Source organism: Variovorax sp. GW821-FHT09B05 (assembly GCF_059418265.1).
The window spans coordinates 18,131-35,788 of sequence record NZ_JBWKPN010000008.1 but is presented as its reverse complement, the minus strand read 5'-3'; the positions used below and the strand labels follow the sequence as shown (position 1 = coordinate 35,788).

Below are 17,658 nucleotides of genomic sequence, written 5' to 3'. Positions count from 1 at the left end.
GGTGCCTCAGGCGACCGCGTCGTCCTCGGCGGCCGCGGCCTTGCCGCCCTTGCGCTGCTGCTTGCGCGCGGCCTTCTTGGCCTCGCGCTCGGCATCGGCGCGCTGGCCCTCGGCCAGCCACTGGGCGAACTCCTCGGGCGTCTCGAGCGTGATGCGCCCGAGGTTGCCGGCGCGGAACTCGTGCATCACGATCTCGGCCGCCTTCTGCAGGTTCACGCGCCCCTTGCCGAGCAGCGCGCCGCGCTTGCGGCCGATGGTGTCGAGCAGCGCCTCGTCGCGCATCTCGGCGAGCTCCCCGGGCGCATGCTCGTGCTCGACCAGCTTGAAGCGCGCCACCAGCCCCGCCGCGTAATGCTGCTTGAGGTAGCCGAGCAGCTCGAGCGCCACCTCCTCCTCGTCGAAGGCATTGCGACCCACGGCGCCGCTGGCCGCGAGGTTGTAGCCGCTCTTGGGCACCACGATGCGCGGCCACAGCATGCCGGGCGTGTCCCAGAGGTAGAAGTCGTCGGCCAGCGTGATGCGCTGCTCGAGCTTGGTGATGCCGGCCTCGTCGCCGGTCTTGGCCTTGCGCCCGCCGGTCAGGGTGTTGATCAGCGTCGACTTGCCCACGTTCGGAATGCCGCAGATCAGCACCCGCATCGGCTTGGCGAGCCCGCCGCGGTTGGGCGAGAGCGCATGGCAGGCGCGCACGATCTGCTGCGCGGGCGTGGACAGGCTGGCGTCGAGCGGGATCGCGCGCGTGGCCGGCAGGCCGTTGTAGTGCGCGAGCCAGCGCTCGGTGCGCTCGGGGTCGGCCAGGTCCTGCTTGTTGAGCACCTTGAGCGCCGGCCGGTTGGCGGTCAGCCGCGCGAGCATCGGGTTGGCGCTCGAGCCGGGCAGCCGCGCGTCGAGCAGCTCGATCACCACGTCGATGTCCTTCACGCGCTCGGTGATCGCCTTCTGCGTGAGATGCATGTGACCGGGGAACCACTGGATCGCCATCGGTGCGTGTCTTTCTTGTGTTTGTGGCTGCGGGATGGAATGGGACGGTGCATGCACCGGTCCGGGGTGCGCATTGTGAACCGCGAACCTGAATCGATCGATACGCCCCCGCCGCGCGGGGATACCGGGGTCTTTGCCGCGCGGCGCATGGCCGCACGCTTGCAAAGTCTTGCGCCGCTCGCGCGTGCCAGCCCCTATGATTTGTCGCAGAGCGCGCCTTCCGGCGTCGGTCGAATCCAGACTTTTTTCAAGGAGTTGCCGCGATGAAACCCGTCTCCGAACTGCTCAAACGTCACGACTCCGCGGCCTGGCGGACCTCGCCGGGCACCACGGTGTTCGATGCGCTGGCCACGCTGGCGCATTTCGAGGTCGGTGCCCTGATGGTGATGGAGGGCGACCGGCTGGTCGGCTTCCTCTCCGAGCGCGACTACACGCGCAAGGTCGCGCTGCAGGGCAAGAACTCCAAGGAGGTCAAGGTCTCGGAGATCATGACGCCCGACGTGATGACCGTGAACCCGCAGACCCCCACCCAGACCTGCATGGCGCTGATGAGCCAGCGCAAGTTCCGCCACCTGCCGGTGGTCGACGGCGACAGGGTGGTGGGCATGATCTCGATCCAGGACCTGATGGACGACATCATTGCCGACCACGAGCAGACCATCGAGCAACTCACGCACTACATCCAGAGTTGAGCGAAGGCGGCGCCGCCGCCCTTTTTCGGCCCCCGCGTCAGGCAGGCGCGACCGGACGACGCTAGACTGCGCGCGCCCGCCCCTCGCGGCCGGGCGCCACCTCGTGGCCCTCCCCCCAAGATCACCGAACCACAAGGGTCTGCAATGAGCTTGCAGTCGGCCGAACTGCTTTTCCGGCAGGGCCAGTATTCCGCTGCGCAGAAAGTGCTGCTGCAGCTGCTGAAAAAAGGCCAGCACATGGCCGCCGCGAACCGGCTGCTGGGCTTCATCGCGGGCCAGACGCAGGACTTCCCGCAAGCCATCGAGCGGCTGCGCGCCTCGCTGCACTACGACCCGAATTCCCTCGAGAGCTGGTACTACCTCGGCGTGGCCTGCCAGAAGTCGGGCCAGCACCGCGCCGCGGCCGAGGCCTTCGGCACGCTGCTGCAGCGCCAGCCGAACCTGTTCGAGGCCGAGCACGACCTGGGCCTCGCGCTGCTCGCGCTCGGCAAGGCCTCCGAAGCGCTGGCCCATTTCGACCGCGCGGTGCAATTGCGCCCGGGCGCCTTCGAGGCCCACATGAACCGCGGCGCAGCCTGCGGCAAGCTGCGCCTGCATGCACAGGAACTTCAGTGCTACGAAAGCGCGCTGGCGCTGCAGCCCGCGCATCCCACGCTGATCGAGAACTACGGCACCGCGCTGTGCCAGGCGCGGCGCTTCGCGGACGCGGCACAGCTGTACGACCGGACCCTGCGCGAGCATCCCGGCGACGCCGACTACGCCTTCGCGCGCGGCGGCCTGCTCTATGCGCGCGCGGCCATCGCCGACTGGCAGGACTTCGACGCCCAGATGGCGCTGCTGCGCGAGGACATCCGCGCGCAGCGCGAATGCATCGAGCCCTTCGCGCTGCTGATCCTGCCCTCCACGCCGCAGGAACAGCTGCAGGTGGCGCGGCTGCATGCGCAGCGCCACTACCCGATGGCGGCCGAACCGCTGCACGCGCCGGTGCGCGCCGAGGGCGAGCGCCTGCGCGTCGGCTACATCTCGGCCGACTTCGGGCGCCACGCCACCTCCTTCCTGGTGGCCGAGGTGTTCGAGCGCCACGACCGCGAGCGCTTCGAGGTCACGGCGATCTCGCTGCGCCAGAGCGACGGCAGCGCGATGCGCGAGCGGCTCGAGCGGGCCTTCGACCGCTTCGTCGACGCGCACGAGCTGTCGGACAGCGAGACCGCGCAGGCCATCGCCGACCTCGGCATCGACATCCTGGTGGACCTCGGCGGCTACACCATCGATGCGCGGCCCTCGGTGCTGGCGCTGCGGCCGGCGCCGCTGCAGCTCAGCTACCTGTGCTTCCCGGGCACGCTGGGCGCGCCCTTCATCGACTACCTGGTGGCCGATCCCTTCCTGATCCCCGAGGCGGCACGTGCGGACTACAGCGAGAAGATCCTCTACCTGCCCGACGCCTACCAGCCCAACGACTCGCGCCGCGAGACCGCCACCGGGCCGCTGTCGCGCGCCGATGCCGGCCTGCCGGAAGCGGCCTTCGTCTTCTGCAACTTCAACAACGGCCAGAAGCTCACGGCCGCGTTCTTCGACATCTGGCTGCGGCTGCTCGCGCGGGTCGAGGGCAGCGTGCTCTGGCTCAAGGGCGGCACAGAAGCCTACGAACGGAACCTGCGCGAGCGCGCCGCCGCGCACGGCATCGCCTCGGAGCGGCTGGTGTTCGCGCCCTGGGCCGAGCAGTCGGCCCACCTGCAGCGCCTGGCGCTGGCCGACCTGTGCCTGGACAACCTGCCCTACAACGCCCACACGACCGCCAGCGACGCGCTGTGGGCCGGGCTGCCGCTCGTGAGCTGCGTGGGCCAGACCTTCGCCGGCCGCGTGGCGGGCAGCCTGCTGGGTGCTGCCGGTTTCCCGCAGCTCGCGACCGACTCCCCGGCCGCCTACGAGGCGCTGGCCCTGGCGCTCGCCACCGACCCGCCGCGCCTCGCGGCCCTGCGCGCCGAGCTGGCCGCCGCGCGCGGGCACTGCGCGCTGTTCGATACCGCGACCTACACGCGCCATCTCGAAAACGGTTTCGCCGCGGCCTGGGAGCGCCACCGGGCGGCGTTGCCGCCCGAGCACATCGTGGTGCCGCGCCTGGGCGCGTAGCCCGTCCCTTCGTCCGCGGATCGCCAACCCTGCCCGGCCCGCCGGCAGGGCCTTGGCCTACGCGCGCCACGGTTTCAGCGTTCAGAGTGAAGACTCGTTTCGATCCTCCAACCTGACATCCAAGAAGGGAGACACTGGACATGCAGATACAGGTCAACACGAGCAACGGCATCGACAACAAGGAAGCGCTCGAGCGCTGGGCCGACACCGAGATCCAGCAGCAGCTGCAGCGCTTCGCCGACGACGTGACACGCGTGGAAGTGCACCTGAGCGACGAAAACCACGAGAAGGCCGGCGAACGCGACAAGTGCTGCGTGATGGAAGCGCGGCTCGCGCACCACCAGCCGCTGGCGGTGAAGCAGCACGCGTCCAGCATGGACGAGGCCTTCCGCGGCGCGTCCGACAAGCTCAAGCGCCTGCTCGACAGCACGCTGGGCCGGCTGCACAACCACCGCGACCGCGAGTCGATCCGCCGCGACGGCGGCATGGGGCTGGTGGCCGAATAAGCCTTCGGCGCCCTTCAGCTTCGACGCGCGCGGCGCGAAGGCGCCGGCGCGTCCGGCTGGCGCGGTGGCCGCGCCGGCTCGGGCGCGCCGGTGGGGATGAGCGGCGGGCGCTGCCCGCTCTCGATCCAGGCGTCGTAGAAGTCGATCTTGCGGTCGACCAGCGACAGCGCGCGCTTCCAATCGGCGATGGTCTGCTGCACGCGCTCGCGGTGCGCCGCGAGCAGCGCGCGCCGCTCGGCCAGGGTGGCGCGGCCGCGCAGCGCGAGCGCCGTGTACTCGCGCATCTCGGCGATCGACATGCCGGTGCGGCGCAGCCGGTCCATCAGGTCGAGCCAGCCGATGTGGGGCTCGCCGTACAGGCGCCGCCCGCCCGCGTCGCGCACCACGCCGGGCACCAGCCCCTGGCTCTCGTACCAGCGGATCGCATGCACGCTGCGGCCGGTGCGCTGCGCCAGCTCGCCGATCAGGAACGGCGTGCCCTGCGCGACGCCGCGCCGGGCCTCAGCCGCCGGCATCGGCCGGGGCCGCGACCGCCGGCGCGTCCAGCGCCGAGGCCACCAGGCCGGTGTCGAAATACTCGATCAGTTCCTTCACCAGGCCTCCTTCGAGTCGGTAGACGTAGCAATAGCGGTTGTTGTAGCGGCGCCCGGCATGGGTCAGCACGTCGCCGCTGAATTGCACCACCACCCGGTCCTCGTCGGCCAGGACGTGCTCGGTGCGGCTGGTGTAGGGGGTGGCGAACTGGGCGAACAGCGGGTTCAGCAGCTCCTCGCGGATCGCCTTCCTGCCGCGGTAGGTGCGCGACCAGGCGGTGCTGCCCTCGAGCTTCCAGGTCGCGTCGTCGGCGAAGCCTTCAAGGAAGGGCCGGCTGTTGCCCTGGTCGAGCTGGGCGTGGATGTGCTGGATGAGCGCCTTGTTGCTGGCGGTGGTGGTCGTGGTCATGGCGATGTCCTCTTGAGCGTCAATGGAAAGCACCGGAGGGCCCGGTGGATTTCATTGGAAGTGCTCGTGTGCACTCGAGGTCAAGCGCCATGAACGCCCGGGCGGAATTCAGCCGCGCGCCGCCTTCGCCTTCGCGACCTCGTTCGCGCCCTGGGCGGTGCCGCTCTGGGGCACCTGCTCGCCCTCGCGCGCGCGCACCTCGTCGAGCCGCGCGGCCAGCTGCTCGGGCGTGTCGCCGCCGATGCCGATCCAGGCGCCCTGCGTGAGCGTGATGTGCGCGGCCTCGAAGGTGCCGGCGCCCGCGCACAGGATGGCGCGCGTAGGTGCGTTCTCGGCCGCCAGCACCAGCATCGCCGGCACAACGGCCTCGGGCTGGAAGGCCTCGAGCATGTCGGGCGGGAACAGGTCCTCGGTCATGCGCGTGGCCGCGGTGGGCGCCAGGCAGTTGACGCGGATGTCGTTCTTCGCGCCCTCGATGCTCAGGGTCTGCATCAGGCCCACCAGCGCCAGCTTGGCGGCGCCGTAGTTGCTCTGGCCGAAGTTGCCGTACAGGCCGCTCGAGGAGGTGGTCATCACGATGCGGCCGTACTTCTGCGCGTTCATCAGCGCCCAGACGGCCTTGGTGCAATTCACGGCGCCCATCAGGTGCACGTCGACCACCAGTTTGAAGTCGGCCAGTTCCATCTTGGCGAAGCTCTTGTCGCGCAGGATGCCGGCGTTGTTCACGAGGATGTCGACCCGGCCCCAGGCATCGACCGCCTGCTGCACCATGGCCTGCACGGCCTCGAAGTCGGTGACCGAGGCGCCGTTGGCGATCGCCTCGCCGCCCGCGGCCTTGATCTCGTCGACCACCGCCTGCGCCGCGCTCACCGAGCCGCCCGAGCCGTCGCGCGCCCCGCCGAGGTCGTTGACCACCACCTTGGCGCCGCGCGCCGCGAGGGCCAGCGCATGCTGGCGGCCCAGGCCGCCGCCGGCGCCGGTCACGATGGCCACGCGGCCCTGGAAGTCGATGCTGCTGTCGTTGCTCATGTCGTCTCGGTCTCTCGGAGGATGGATGGAGGGCGCGTCCGAACCGCACGCGCCGCGGCGCGTTTTACCTCAGAAAGTACCGCGCGGCCGTACCCGGGCGGTCCCGCCAGTCACTCGTGCGACGAGGTTTCGTGCAGGGTTTCGCAGTAGGCGACGAGCTGGTCGAGCTCGGCCGACTTGTCGAAGAAGGCGTCGGCGCCCAGCAGGCGCGAGCGGTCGCGCATCTCGGCGGTGGCGTAGTTGCTGAGCACCACCACCTTCTGGTGCGGCGAACGCTGGCGGCAGGCGTCGAGCACGCCCAGGCCGTTGCCGCGCTCGAGGAACAGGTCGACGATGGTCAGGTCCCAGTCGTCGCGGTGGCGCTGCAGCCAGGCCACCGCCTCGTCCTCGCTGCCGGCCACGGCCAGCACCTCGGTCTCGGTCACGTCCTCGAGGAAACCCACGAGGTTCTCGCGGATCACGGGGCTGTCTTCGACGAGATAGGCCTTGAGACTCATGATCGCCCGCCCCGCGCAGTGCCGCACCGTTGCGGATCGGCCAGGGCGCGGAACGAGGCGGGAGGGAACGGCTGGCGGGCGACGGCTTGCATGGTCCGATCCTCTCAGCCATGCGGCGGTGCAGCGTGAGCCAGCGGCACCGACCGCCTGTAGGCCACGGGCCAAGACGGCTGTCGTCAGCCGGCGGCCGGGCGACCCGCCGTCAGGCCGCGACGGCCACCCGCTGGCCCTTGCCCACGCCCAGGCGCGTGGGCGACACGTACTGCTCGCGGTAGATCTCGAAGGGCATGGTGTCGGCCATCTCGATGCGCTTCTGCTCCTGGATCGAGTCCTCGGTCATGCGCGCGAATACGGCGCGCTGGGCGTCGGAGAAGGGCAGCGCCATCAGCGCGGCGCGGGTCTGCTCGGAGCGCGCGCGGATGAAGCCGATGAAGGAGTTGGCATGCTCGTGCTCGATGGCCGCGAGCACGCGCGCCGAGGGCAGGCTGTCGGGGTTGCCCAGCGCCTCGCGCGCGGCGCGCACCGCCTCGGCATGGGCCGTGCCGCCGTGCGCGGCATCGAGCCGCTCGGCGATCGGCGCGCACTGCTCGACCAGCTCCAGGCCCCAGTCGACCAGCGACACCGGCTGGCCGCCGCGCAGCAGCGCCAGGCCCGGCTCGCGGCCGCGCGCGGCCGTCAGGTGCTGGTTGTGCGCCAGGTCGGCGATCTCCTGCGGCGTGTCGTCGGGGCTGTCGCTCAGCAGGCAGTGCAGCAGGAACACGTCGAGGAAGCGCATGGTCTGGGCGTTGATGCCCACGGTCTCGAAGGGATCGAGGTCCATCAGCCGCACCTCGACGTACTCGACGCCGCGCTCGCGCAGCGCATGCAGCGGGCGCTCGCCGGGGTTGATCACGCGCTTGGGGCGGATCGTGCCGTAGAACTCGTTCTCGATCTGCAGCAGGCTGGTGCCGAGCTGGTTGTAGTCGCCGCCGAGGTTGCGGATGCCGATGGCCTCGTAGGCCGGCCAGGGGCGCGTGAGCGCGTCCTGCAGCGAGGCGCCGTAGCCCTCGAGGCTGTTGTAGCTCACGGCCAGCGAGGCCTGCGCGTCGCTCTGGTAGCCCAGGCGGCCCATGCGCAGCGAGGTGCCGTGCGGCATGAACATGCTGCCGTCGCCCAGCGGCTGCAGCTCGTGCGGGCGGCCCGCCACGAAGCTCGAGCACAGCGCCGGCGAGGCGCCGAACAGGTACAGCAGCAGGAAGGCGTGGCGGCGGAAGTTGCGGATCAGCGCGAAATACGCTTCGCTCGAGACCTCGGGCAGCGACCAGTTGTAGTGGATGCCCGAGATGGTCTGCATGCGGCGGCCGTAGCGGTGGCTCAGGCCCATGCGGTAGACGCTCTTGGCGCGGCCCACGTTCGACGAGCCGTAGCGGCCGATCGGAATGGTCTCGTCGGTCGGCAGGCCGCAGGGCATGCTCGAGACCCACATGCGCTCGTCGCCGAGCTGGTCGAGCACGCGGTAGGTGAACTGGTGGACGCGGGTCAGCTCGTCGAGCGCGGCCTCGGCGTCGCCGTGCACGCCCGTGATCAGCTCGAGCTGCGACTCGCTGAAGTCGGTCGTGATGTGCGGATGGGTCAGCGCCGAGCCGAGCGCGAGCGGATGGGGCGTCAGCGCGAGCTTGCCGTCGGGCAGCGCGCGCAGGCTTTCCTTTTCGATGCCGCGCCGCATGCCTTTCAACCGCCCGGCCGAGAGCGAACCCAGCCTCTCCTGCAATCTGTTGCTCATATTGTTATGACCCATCAATCTTCTGAGGGGCTGGAAGGTAGCACGGCGGCGCGGGCGCTGCTCGTGCAGGGAAACCCGCTGCCGGCTATGCTGCGGTCCGCTATTTTTTCCATAGCATCACCTTTCGACGCGCTGACGCGATCAGCTCTTTTCGGGGGTCCGTGGCGCAGCGCCCGAGCGGCCCGCGAGGCCGGCCAGGTCGATCTCGTCGGACTGGTAGACGTGGATCCGCGGCGGCCCGTCGGCCATCGCGGCCAGCGCCTTGCCGAAGGCGCGCGAGGCCTCGACGCGGAAATGCACCTGCAGCGCCGCCATGTCGCTCCAGCGCTCGACGAAGGTGAGCCGCAGCGGCTGCAGCGCGTCGGTCGAGACCTCGTGCGAGAGGCAGCCGGGCTCGGCGCGCGAGCGCTGCACGTGCTCGACGCTGATCGCCAGCATGGCCTGCAGGGTGTCGGGCTTGGCGGTGGCATGGCCGATGACGAGGATCATGGGGTGTCTCCTTTCGAGTGTCGCGGGCGCCTCGGCCCGCCGGTTCAGCGTGCGAGCACGCGCAGCAGGAAGGCGTTGAGGTCGCCGATCTCCTCGATGCAGACCGAGTGCGCCATCGCGTACTCGTGCCATTCGACGGCGTAGCCCAGTGCCGCGAGCGCGTCGCGCGACTGCTGGGCGCGCGCGATCGGCACCACCGGGTCCTGCCGGCCGTGCGCCAGGAACACCGGCGTGTCGTGGTTGGACGCATGGCGCTCGGCCGCGGTGGTGGCCGCGATCGGCAGGTAGCCCGAGAGTCCGACGATGCCCGCGAGCCGCTCGCCGTGGCGCAGGCCGGTCATCAGCGCCATTGCGCAGCCCTGCGAGAAGCCGGCCACCACGATGCGCTCGGCCGCGATGCCGCGCGCCTTCTCGTTGGCGATCAGCGCCTCGATCGTGGCTTGCGAGCGGCGCAGGCCGGCCTCGTCCTCGCGCGCCACCAGGTCGGCCACCGCGATGTCGTACCAGGCCGGCATCTGGTAGCCGCCGTTGATGGTGACCGGGATCACGGGCGCGTTCGGGAACACGAAGCGCACCGGGCCCACGCTCGAGAGGTCGAGCTCGTTGGCGATGGGCACGAAGTCGTTGCCGTCGGCGCCCAGGCCATGCATCACGATCACCGTGGCGGTGGGATGGGGGGCGGTTTCGATCTCGATGGGGGGACGGGACATGGTCGGTGAAAGTCGTGAAAAAGTACGCCAAACAGGCGCGGATGGCCGGACCTTAGCGCATTCGGGCGGCCCGGGACATTGATCCAGCGCAGGGATCCGGTGCATCCCGCGCACCCGGACGGCCGCTCGGCCGACTTGCGCGGCGCGGCCCCGCCCCCAAGATGGTCCGAAAGAACCCCAGCGAAGGACCCCGCGTGAGCCATTCCCCACCCCTGGTAGACACCAAGCTCGGCGGCCTCGTGCTGGTCTGCGGCGAATGCGAGGCGCGCAAGGACGGCCCCGCGAAGCTGCAGGCCAGGCCGGTGCGCAAGGAACTCAAGCACGAGCTGCGCGATGTGCCGATTCGGCTGCGCGTGGTGCAGTCCAGTTGCCTGGGCCTGTGCCCGAAGAAGGCGATGGCGCTGGCGGCCGTGGCGCAGGGCCATGCGCCGCTGGTCGCGGAGGTCTGCCGCGACGAGGACGTCGCGGCCTTCGCGCGGGCGCTGGCCAAGTCGGTGCGCTGACCGGCGCCTTATTCCGCCTTGATCCCGTTCGCCTTCACGATCTGCGCATAGCGCTCGTACTCGGCCGCCACCTGGCCCTGGAACTGGCGCTGCGCGAAACCGGTGGCCTCGATGCCCTGGGCCGCGAGGTCGGCGCGCGCGGCCGGCGTGCGCACGATGCGGCCGGCCTCCTGCGCGATCGCGTCGACCACCGGCTGCGGCGTGTTCGCGGGCGCGAACAGGCCGAACCAGGTGCCGGCACGGTAGCCGGGGTAGCTCTCGCCCAGCGTCGGCACCTCGGGCAGCAGCGGATGGCGCTTCTCGCCGCCCGTGCCCAGCGCCACCAGCCGGCCGCTGCGGATGTGCGGCAGCGCCGGGCCCACGGCGATCAGCATCACGTCGACCTGGCCCGCGATCACGTCCTGCATGCCCAGCGGGCCGCCGCGGTACGGGATGTGGGTCACGTAGATGCCGGCCTTCTGCTTGAACAGCTCCATGCCCAGCTGCTGCGGGCTGCCGTTGCCGGCCGAGGCGTAGTTGATGCGGCCCGGCTGCGCCTTGGCGGCGCGCACGAAATCGGCCACGCTGCGATAGCCGGTCTTGGGATTGGCCACCAGCACGAAGTCGATCTGGCCCAGCGACACCACCGGCAGCAGGTCGCGCCGCGCGTCGTAGGGCAGGCTGGCCTGCAGGTTCGGCAGGATGGTGATCGGGCCGTCGGCGCCCACCAGCAGCGAATAGCCGTCGGGCTGCGCCTTGGCAAGCCCGTCGGCCGCGAGGATGCCGGCCGCGCCGGCCTTGTTGTCGACCACCACCGGCTGCTTCCATTGCTCCGACAGCCGCGTCGAGAGGTAGCGCGCGAGCACGTCGGGCGAGCTGCCGGGCGTGTTGGCCACGGTGATGTGGACCGCCTTGGCCGGATAGGAAGCAGCGGGGGTTTGCGCCTGCGCGCCCAGGGCGATCGACGCGCCGGCCCAGAACAGGAGGGCCGGCTTGAACAGGGAGGGGACGCGCATGGAGAACTTTCGGGTACGGACTGGAGAACGCGCGCGATTCTGTCGCGCCGCCGCCCGCGCGCGAACGACCCATTCGTCAGATGCTTAGGCCGATCCGGGCATAAGCGCCCGGTTCAAGCCGCGCGCAGCGCGTCCAGTCGGCCGTAGAACGCATCGACCTGCCGCTGCGCGCCCTCGCGCATCGCCGCGTTGCGCAGCGCGCAGCTCGCGGCGTCCTCCACCGCGCCGGCCTCGCCCACCTGGCGCGAGGCGTCCTGCACGAAGCGGCACATCGGATAGCGGCGCTCGCCGAAGGCGCGCAAGGTGGCGTCCGAGATGCCGTGGTCGGCCAGCATCTCGGCCAGCACCACCGCGTCCTCCACCGCCATCGCGCCGCCCTGCCCCATGAACGGCGTCGAGGCATGGGCCGCATCGCCGATCAGCAGGAGGCGCCCCGCATGCCAGGGCAGCGGCGCCTGCACCTCCTCGACCGCGGTGTAGAGCAGCTCCGAGTCCGCGCCGAGCTGGTCGAGGAAGGGCCGTGCCGGTCCGCCGAACTCGGCGAAGCGCTCGCGCATGCGCGCGGGCCATTCCTCCTTCGGATACCAGCGGCCGGCCGGCTCGGCCACGGTGCCGAACAGGTAGAGCCGGTCGTCGGCGATCGGCATGATGCCCAGCCGCTTGCCGATGCCCATCATCATGATCTTGGCCACCAGCGCGCGCGGCCGCTCGTGCACGCTGCGCCAGACGCCGAAGCCGGTGTAGCGCGGCGCGAGCGGTCCCGTCACCTGTTCGCGCAGTTGCGAGCGGATGCCGTCGGCGCCGACGACCAGGTCGAAGGCCTGCGCCGTACCGTCGGACAGCAGCACCCGCGCGCGCTCGCTCTCGGGGTCGACCCGTTCCACCGTGGTCGCGAGCCGGATCTCCACGCCCAGCGCCGACAGCTGGTCTGCCAACACGCGATGCATCTCCGAACGCTTGATGCCCACGATCGGCGCGGCGCCGCCCTGCGAGCGCGGATAGAACACGTCGACGATCGGCGCACCCAGGTGGTCGAGGTAGACGTTGCGCCCGTCCTCGATCGCGAAGCCGGCCTCGAGGATGCGCGGCAGCACGCCCACCGCGCGCAGCGCCTCGAGACCGTTGCCGTAGATGAAGATGCCCGAGCTCTGGAAGCGCCATTCGGCCTGCTTCTCGATCAGCGTGACGCCGAAGCCCCGGCTCGCCAGCGCGATCGCCGCCGAGCAGCCCGCGATGCCGGCGCCCACGACGAGGATGCGTTCGGGCCGCGTCATGCGTGCACCGCCGCGAGCGCGGCGCTCACCCGTTCGATGTTCGACGGGTTGAGCCCCGCGACGCACAGCCGCCCCGAGCCCACGAGGTAGACGCCGAAGCGTTCGCGCAGCGCATCGATCCGCGCGGGTGCCAGTCCCGTGTAGCTGAACATGCCGTGCTGCGCCACCAGGTAGCCCGAGCCCGGTCCCAGCGCGCGATGCAGCGCCGTGCGCATCGCGCGCATGCGCAGCCGCATCGCCTCGAGCTCGGCGCGCCATTGCGATTCGAGCGCGCGGTCCGACAGGATCGCCTGCACCAGCGCCGCGCCCTGCCCCGGCGGGCACGAATAGCTGCGCCGGATGCCGAGCTTGAGCCGGCCCAGCAGCCGCGCCGCGTCGGCGCCCGGCGCATGCACGGCGAGCGCGCCCACGCGTTCGCCATAGAGCGAGAAGATCTTCGAGAACGAGCTCGCCACCAGGCAGGCGATACCGCGCCGCACGCATTCGCGCACCGCCCAGGCGTCCTCGTCCACGCCCTGCGCGAAGCCCTGGTAGGCCATGTCGAAGAAGGGCAGCAGGCCGCGCTGGGCGATGGTGTCGAACAGCGCGCGCCACTCGTCGTGCGAGGGATCCACGCCGGTCGGGTTGTGGCAACAGGGATGCAGCAGCACGATGTCGCCGGCCGGCAGCTTGCCGAGCGCGGCGATGGCGCCATCGAGGTCGAAGTCGCCGGTCCTGCCGTCGTAATAGGGATAGTGATCGACGCGCAGCCCCGCGCCCTCGAAGATCGCCGCATGGTTGGCCCAGGTCGGGTCGGGCATCCACACCGTGGCCTCGGGAGACAGGTCCTTCAGCAGGTCCGCGCCGGTCTTGAGCGCGCCGGTGCCGGCCACTGTCTGCACCACCACGATCGGCGCCGTTTCGAGCTCGCCGAACACCAGCCGCCGCACCGCGTCGCGGTAAGGCTGCGCCCCCTCGGTCGGCGCATAGACGCTGGGCGCGTCGGCCTCGGCCAGCAGCGCGCGCGCCGCGCGCACCGAAGCCAGCACCGGCACGCGGCCCTGCTCGTCGCAATAGATGCCGATGCCGAGATTGACCTTGTGCGGCCGCGGGTCGGCCTTGTAGGCCTCGAACAGGCCGAGGATGGAATCGTCGGCATGGGCCGGCAGTTGATCGAACACGCGCGCTCCAGGAAAAAGAGAAGAAAGGAAGAAAGGCTCAGAGCCGCGTGCGCACCGACCACAGCTCGGGAAAGAAGCGGTGGTCGACCACGCTGCGCAGCCAGCCCACGCCGGCCGAGCCGCCCGTGCCGGGCTTGAAGCCCAGGATGCGTTCGACCGAGACGAAATGGCGCCAGCGGTACTGCGAGAACACGTCGGCGATGTCCATCAGCGCCTCGCCGAGCCGGTAGAGATCGTTCTCGGGTGCCGGATCGCCATAGACCTGCAGCCATGCGGCCTCCACGTCCGCGTTCGGCGCGTAGCTCGCCGACCAGTCGCGCGCCAGCGCCTCGGCCGGCACCGGCACGCCGCGCCGGTGCAGCAGCGCGAGCACGTCGTCGTAGAGGCTGGGCGCATTCAGCGCGCGCTCCATGTGGGGCCACACCTCGGGGTTGTTGGCATGCGCGCGCGCCAGCGGAATCGACTTGTTGCCGAGGATGAATTCCACGTGCCGGTACATGTAGGACTGCTGGCCCGAGGCAATGCCCAGCGTGTTGCGGAACTGGTTGAACTCGTGCGGCGTGATGGTCGAGAGCACGTCCCAGGTCTTGGCCAGGAACTCGAGCAGCGCGCGCACCCGCGGCGCGAGCTGCAGCGCGCCGGCCACGTCGTCGGCGCGCACGCGCAGCTGCATGTTCGAGAGTTCGTAGTGGATCGCCTTGAAGCTCAGCTCCTTGCAGTGGGTGATGCACATGAAGACCATCTCGTCGTGGCCCTCGCTGCGCATGTGCTGCAGGCTCAGCAGCAGGTCGTTGCGCTGGTGCTCGAGATAGGGGTTGCTGCGGCCCTCGAATTGCAGCAGCGGCTCGCCGTCGGTGTCCTGCACCGTGGCCGCGCGCTGGTGGTTGTCGCCGGTCGCGATCGGCTTGACCAGCGAAAGCTCGAGCGCGGGATCGCGCACCGCGGGAATCACGCGCTGCCGCCGGGGGCGCGAGGGGGAGGCCGTCATGTCGTCGTCTCTCTGGCCCGCGTGCTGCGCGGACCGTGATGGGGATGCGGCGATTCTTCGGCCCCGGGGCCGGCGGCTCAACCTCCGGCGCGCCGGATTTGGTCACCGTTCGTCCGTGACCGGACGATGACGGCGTTCAGGCGGCGCCGTGGCGCCGGGCGTAGGCGCTGGGCGTGAGCCCGGTCCAGCGCTGGAAGGCGCGCGAGAACGCTTTTTCCGACTCGTAGCCCACCGACTCGGCCACCTGGTGCAGGCTCAGCTGCCGGTTCTTGAGCTTCTCGGCCGCCAGCGTCATGCGGTAGGAGCCCAGGTAGTGCATCGGCGTGACGCCCACCAGCGCGCGGAAACGCTCGCTGAAGATGGTGCGCGAGAGATAGCTGGCCTGCGCCAGCGTCGCCACCGACCACGGATGCGCGGGCCGCTCGTGCATCAGCGCCATGGCGCGCGCGATGCTCTCGTCGTCGAGCCCGCGCAGGGTGCCCAGGCGCTCGGCCGGCGCGGCGGGACCGGCCGGCGCCGCCGACGGCTGCGCGTACAGGTGCTCGCAGAGGATGTGGACCAGCAGCAGGTCGGCCATGCGCGCGGCCGAGAGCTGCCAGCCCGGGCGCTGGGCCACGGTCTCGTTGACCAGCGTCTCCATCGCCAGCGCGAGCGAGGCCGTGGTGGGGATCTGCGTCTGGCGCAGCACGATCAGCGGCGGCAGGCTCGCGATGATCGAGCCCAGCCCCTGGGCCGGCAGCCACAGGTGCAGCGAGAACAGCTCGGTGACCGGACCGCCGCCGCCGTGCGAGAACACGATCGGGTGGTCGCCGTGGCGGCCGGTGGAATGCGCGGCGATCAGCTCGCGGAACGGCCGCGCCTCGAGCCCCGGCGCCGACGACACGGTGTGCGCGCCCCCCTGCGGCAGCATCGCGATGTCGTGCGGCGCCACCTGCACCGGCTCGGCATCGGCCACCGAAATCCAGTAGGGGGCGCCGGTGCACAGGCGGATCAGCGGGCCGTCCACGCCGGTCGAGTGCAGCGCCCACGGCGCCGAGAGCGAGAAGCGCGCCGTGACGGCGCGCTCGGACTTGTAGCCCGCGAGCAGGTGGCTCAGTGCGTCGCCGTCGCGTCCCGTGTCCATGCTGTTGCGTCGTGGCGTCCGTGGTCTGTCCGATTCGCGCGGATTATCTGGCATGGAAGCCGGGCGATTCGCCGCGGCGCGCCCACGACGGCGCGGTATGCAACACAATGGCGGCTCGCATGAAGACAACGACCTCGCAACCGAAGCCCCGAATGGCCCACGCAACCTTCGACAGCGAAAGCCAGCTGCGCGACCGCGGACTGCGCGTCACGCGCGCCGCCCAGACCGTGCTCGAGCTGCTCGAGCACACCTCCCAACCGCTCACGCACGACGAAGTCGCCGCGGCCTACACCACCGCCACCGGCGAGGAACCCGACCGGGTCACGATCTACCGCGTGCTCGACCGGCTGGTCGAGGTCGGCCTGTGCGACCGCCGCGTCGGCGCCGACCGCGTGAACCGCTTCGCGCGCCACGTCGAGGCCGCCTCGGGCAACACCTTCGAGTGCGACCAGTGCCACAAGGTGCTGGCCCTGCCCTCCGACCCCGAGTTGCCGAAGGTCATGGGCCGGCTCGGCCGCGCGCTGCGCAAGCAGGGCATCGACACCCGCCGCACCGCGCTCACGCTGCACGGCACCTGCGGCGACTGCGAGCCGGCCAAGCCGGCCGCCGTCGCTCCCGCGGCCCGCCCTACACGTTCCAGGACGGGAAAGGGTCCGGCAGGTTCTGCCACCACGAGGCGCCGTAGCGCATCTCTTCCTCGGTGAGCAGGCAGGCATCGAGCCGCGCGCGCAGCGCGGCCTCGTCCATGCCGATGCCGATCAGCACCAGTTCCTGCCGCGCGTCGCCCGTGGCCGGGTCCCAGTGGCTCTGGATCAGCGCCAGCCCCTCGGGATCGCTGGGCCAGTGCTCGCGCGGCACCGCCGCCCACCAGAAACCCGCCGCGCCGTAGCGGCAGGCGCCGCCGGCCTGCGACCAGCTGCCTGCGCGCGTGGGCCGGCTCGCGAGCCAGAAGAAGCCCTTGGAGCGCACCACGCCCTCCCATTCCTCCTGCACCAGGTCCCAGAAGCGCTGCGGATTGAACGGCAGCCGCGCGCGGTAGACGAAGCTGCGGATGCCGTAGGCCTCGCTCTCGGGCAGGTGCTCGCCGCGCAGCTCGGCCAGCCAGCCCGGCGCCTGCTCGGCCTGCGCGAAGTCGAACAGGCCGGTGTCGAGCACCCGGTCGAGCGAGATGCGGCCGAACTCCGACAGCTCGATGCGCGCGCGCGGATTGAGGCTTTTCAGGATCGCCATCAGCCGCTCGCGCTCGGCCGCGCTCACCAGGTCGGTCTTGTTGACCACCAGCACGTCGCAGAACTCGATCTGCTCGATCAGCAGGTCGACCACGGTGCGCGCGTCCTCGTCGCCCAGCGACTGGCCGCGCTGTTGCAGGCTGTCGGCCGAGCCGTAGTCGCGCAGGAAATTGAAGGCATCGACCACCGTGACCATGGTGTCGAGCCGCGCCACGTCGGCCAGGCTCTTGCCGTCCTCGCCCGCGAAGGTGAAGGTCTCGGCCACCGGCAGCGGTTCGGAGATGCCGGTCGACTCGATCACCAGCTGGTCGAAGCGCCCCTCCTTCGCGAGCCGGCCGACCTCGATCAGCAGGTCCTCGCGCAAGGTGCAGCAGATGCAGCCGTTGCTCATCTCGACCAGCCGTTCGTCGGTGCGCGACAGCTCGGCCCCGCCCTCGCGCACCAGCGCGGCGTCGATGTTGACCTCGCTCATGTCGTTGACGATCACCGCCACGCGGCGGCCCTCGCGGTTGTGCAGGATGTGGTTGAGCAGCGTGGTCTTGCCGGCGCCGAGGAAGCCGGACAGCACGGTGACGGGGAGGCGTTGAGGCATGGCGTGGGTCTCATTGATATGCAACTGCATTGCATTATATGAATGACGCAACACGG

General features: G+C 70.7%; 19 protein-coding genes. 5 read left to right on the top strand and 14 right to left on the bottom strand.

The genetic code is table 11. The features are described 5' to 3' along the window. Positions 1-6 precede the first annotated feature (6 nt). On the bottom strand, positions 7-981 hold the full coding sequence (gene ylqF, locus AC07RM_RS21135) for a ribosome biogenesis GTPase YlqF (RefSeq protein ID WP_093339888.1): 975 nt from the start codon (positions 979-981) through the stop codon (positions 7-9). Between the two features lie 263 nt (positions 982-1,244). Between ylqF and AC07RM_RS21130 the strand changes: the two genes are divergently transcribed. The 3 genes from AC07RM_RS21130 (at position 1,245) to AC07RM_RS21120 (ending at position 4,309) form a co-directional block, all read left to right on the top strand. Beyond that, complete coding sequence (locus AC07RM_RS21130; RefSeq protein WP_093339891.1) at positions 1,245-1,673, top strand: CBS domain-containing protein; 429 nt, start codon at positions 1,245-1,247, stop codon at positions 1,671-1,673. Positions 1,674-1,817: 144 nt separating this feature from the next. Further along, positions 1,818-3,803 carry an O-linked N-acetylglucosamine transferase, SPINDLY family protein gene (locus AC07RM_RS21125; protein ID WP_495335760.1) on the top strand — a complete coding sequence of 662 codons (1,986 nt, stop codon included), beginning with the start codon at positions 1,818-1,820 and terminating at the stop codon, positions 3,801-3,803. A gap of 140 nt (positions 3,804-3,943) precedes the next feature. Continuing rightward, complete coding sequence (locus tag AC07RM_RS21120) at positions 3,944-4,309, top strand: HPF/RaiA family ribosome-associated protein (RefSeq protein ID WP_093339896.1); 366 nt, start codon at positions 3,944-3,946, stop codon at positions 4,307-4,309. Between the two features lie 14 nt (positions 4,310-4,323). Here the strand turns inward: AC07RM_RS21120 and AC07RM_RS21115 are convergent, their stop codons facing one another. The 7 genes from AC07RM_RS21115 to AC07RM_RS21085 all read right to left on the bottom strand — a co-directional run bounded on the left by AC07RM_RS21115 (position 4,324) and on the right by AC07RM_RS21085 (position 9,738). Next, a complete protein-coding gene (locus AC07RM_RS21115) occupies positions 4,324-4,824 on the bottom strand; it encodes a MerR family transcriptional regulator (RefSeq protein ID WP_495335759.1) in 501 nt (166 codons plus the stop codon). Next, on the bottom strand, positions 4,811-5,251 hold the full coding sequence (locus AC07RM_RS21110) for a nuclear transport factor 2 family protein (protein ID WP_495335758.1): 441 nt from the start codon (positions 5,249-5,251) through the stop codon (positions 4,811-4,813). Before AC07RM_RS21110 ends, AC07RM_RS21115 begins: the two co-directional genes overlap by 14 nt. A 108-nt stretch (positions 5,252-5,359) precedes the next feature. After that, positions 5,360-6,280: an SDR family NAD(P)-dependent oxidoreductase gene (locus AC07RM_RS21105; protein ID WP_431509668.1), complete on the bottom strand. Its 921-nt coding sequence runs from the start codon at positions 6,278-6,280 to the stop codon at positions 5,360-5,362. Positions 6,281-6,390: 110 nt separating this feature from the next. After that, a complete protein-coding gene (locus AC07RM_RS21100; protein WP_057595653.1) occupies positions 6,391-6,777 on the bottom strand; it encodes a response regulator in 387 nt (128 codons plus the stop codon). Between the two features lie 202 nt (positions 6,778-6,979). After that, entirely contained in the window at positions 6,980-8,539 is a 1,560-nt protein-coding gene (gene gshA / locus AC07RM_RS21095; protein WP_057595652.1) for a glutamate--cysteine ligase, read from the bottom strand. Between the two features lie 141 nt (positions 8,540-8,680). Further along, entirely contained in the window at positions 8,681-9,028 is a 348-nt protein-coding gene (locus AC07RM_RS21090; protein ID WP_495335757.1) for a putative quinol monooxygenase, read from the bottom strand. Positions 9,029-9,072: 44 nt separating this feature from the next. After that, complete coding sequence (locus AC07RM_RS21085) at positions 9,073-9,738, bottom strand: alpha/beta hydrolase (protein ID WP_495335756.1); 666 nt, start codon at positions 9,736-9,738, stop codon at positions 9,073-9,075. Between the two features lie 194 nt (positions 9,739-9,932). Here AC07RM_RS21085 and AC07RM_RS21080 point away from each other — a divergent pair, with 194 nt between their 5' ends. Then, the gene (locus AC07RM_RS21080; protein ID WP_143129052.1) at positions 9,933-10,241 is read left to right on the top strand and encodes a hypothetical protein; all 309 of its coding nucleotides are present in this window, start codon (positions 9,933-9,935) and stop codon (positions 10,239-10,241) included. Positions 10,242-10,249: 8 nt separating this feature from the next. On the opposite strand, the gene AC07RM_RS21075 is transcribed toward AC07RM_RS21080, so the two are convergent. The 5 genes from AC07RM_RS21075 to AC07RM_RS21055 all read right to left on the bottom strand — a co-directional run bounded on the left by AC07RM_RS21075 (position 10,250) and on the right by AC07RM_RS21055 (position 15,781). After that, complete coding sequence (locus tag AC07RM_RS21075) at positions 10,250-11,236, bottom strand: Bug family tripartite tricarboxylate transporter substrate binding protein (protein WP_490876747.1); 987 nt, start codon at positions 11,234-11,236, stop codon at positions 10,250-10,252. A 113-nt stretch (positions 11,237-11,349) separates the two neighbouring features. Further along, positions 11,350-12,510, bottom strand: coding sequence for an FAD-dependent oxidoreductase (locus AC07RM_RS21070; protein ID WP_495335755.1), 1,161 nt, complete (start codon positions 12,508-12,510; stop codon positions 11,350-11,352). Next, positions 12,507-13,670: an amino acid aminotransferase gene (locus AC07RM_RS21065; RefSeq protein WP_495335754.1), complete on the bottom strand. Its 1,164-nt coding sequence runs from the start codon at positions 13,668-13,670 to the stop codon at positions 12,507-12,509. The genes AC07RM_RS21070 and AC07RM_RS21065 overlap by 4 nt, the downstream gene beginning before the upstream one ends. Positions 13,671-13,707: 37 nt before the next feature. Further along, on the bottom strand, positions 13,708-14,658 hold the full coding sequence (locus tag AC07RM_RS21060; RefSeq protein WP_495335753.1) for a tryptophan 2,3-dioxygenase: 951 nt from the start codon (positions 14,656-14,658) through the stop codon (positions 13,708-13,710). A 136-nt stretch (positions 14,659-14,794) separates the two neighbouring features. Continuing rightward, on the bottom strand, positions 14,795-15,781 hold the full coding sequence (locus AC07RM_RS21055) for an AraC family transcriptional regulator (protein WP_495335752.1): 987 nt from the start codon (positions 15,779-15,781) through the stop codon (positions 14,795-14,797). Positions 15,782-15,933: 152 nt separating this feature from the next. Between AC07RM_RS21055 and AC07RM_RS21050 the strand changes: the two genes are divergently transcribed. Then, positions 15,934-16,485, top strand: coding sequence for a Fur family transcriptional regulator (locus AC07RM_RS21050; RefSeq protein ID WP_495335751.1), 552 nt, complete (start codon positions 15,934-15,936; stop codon positions 16,483-16,485). On the opposite strand, the gene zigA is transcribed toward AC07RM_RS21050, so the two are convergent. Continuing rightward, complete coding sequence (gene zigA / locus AC07RM_RS21045; RefSeq protein WP_495335750.1) at positions 16,409-17,602, bottom strand: zinc metallochaperone GTPase ZigA; 1,194 nt, start codon at positions 17,600-17,602, stop codon at positions 16,409-16,411. The genes AC07RM_RS21050 and zigA overlap by 77 nt on opposite strands. Positions 17,603-17,658: the final 56 nt, after the last annotated feature.

Bases quoted from the DNA above. Each gene is read 5' to 3' on its own strand.
- ylqF (WP_093339888.1), bottom strand. From the start codon at position 981: ATGGCGATCCAGTGGTTCCCCGGTCACATGCATCTCACGCAGAAGGCG.
- AC07RM_RS21130 (WP_093339891.1), top strand. From the start codon at position 1,245: ATGAAACCCGTCTCCGAACTGCTCAAACGTCACGACTCCGCGGCCTGG.
- AC07RM_RS21125 (WP_495335760.1), top strand. From the start codon at position 1,818: ATGAGCTTGCAGTCGGCCGAACTGCTTTTCCGGCAGGGCCAGTATTCC.
- AC07RM_RS21120 (WP_093339896.1), top strand. From the start codon at position 3,944: ATGCAGATACAGGTCAACACGAGCAACGGCATCGACAACAAGGAAGCG.
- AC07RM_RS21115 (WP_495335759.1), bottom strand. From the start codon at position 4,824: ATGCCGGCGGCTGAGGCCCGGCGCGGCGTCGCGCAGGGCACGCCGTTC.
- AC07RM_RS21110 (WP_495335758.1), bottom strand. From the start codon at position 5,251: ATGACCACGACCACCACCGCCAGCAACAAGGCGCTCATCCAGCACATC.
- AC07RM_RS21105 (WP_431509668.1), bottom strand. From the start codon at position 6,280: ATGAGCAACGACAGCAGCATCGACTTCCAGGGCCGCGTGGCCATCGTG.
- AC07RM_RS21100 (WP_057595653.1), bottom strand. From the start codon at position 6,777: ATGAGTCTCAAGGCCTATCTCGTCGAAGACAGCCCCGTGATCCGCGAG.
- gshA (WP_057595652.1), bottom strand. From the start codon at position 8,539: ATGAGCAACAGATTGCAGGAGAGGCTGGGTTCGCTCTCGGCCGGGCGG.
- AC07RM_RS21090 (WP_495335757.1), bottom strand. From the start codon at position 9,028: ATGATCCTCGTCATCGGCCATGCCACCGCCAAGCCCGACACCCTGCAG.
- AC07RM_RS21085 (WP_495335756.1), bottom strand. From the start codon at position 9,738: ATGTCCCGTCCCCCCATCGAGATCGAAACCGCCCCCCATCCCACCGCC.
- AC07RM_RS21075 (WP_490876747.1), bottom strand. From the start codon at position 11,236: ATGCGCGTCCCCTCCCTGTTCAAGCCGGCCCTCCTGTTCTGGGCCGGC.
- AC07RM_RS21070 (WP_495335755.1), bottom strand. From the start codon at position 12,510: ATGACGCGGCCCGAACGCATCCTCGTCGTGGGCGCCGGCATCGCGGGC.
- AC07RM_RS21060 (WP_495335753.1), bottom strand. From the start codon at position 14,658: ATGACGGCCTCCCCCTCGCGCCCCCGGCGGCAGCGCGTGATTCCCGCG.
- AC07RM_RS21055 (WP_495335752.1), bottom strand. From the start codon at position 15,781: ATGGACACGGGACGCGACGGCGACGCACTGAGCCACCTGCTCGCGGGC.
- AC07RM_RS21050 (WP_495335751.1), top strand. From the start codon at position 15,934: ATGGCCCACGCAACCTTCGACAGCGAAAGCCAGCTGCGCGACCGCGGA.
- zigA (WP_495335750.1), bottom strand. From the start codon at position 17,602: ATGCCTCAACGCCTCCCCGTCACCGTGCTGTCCGGCTTCCTCGGCGCC.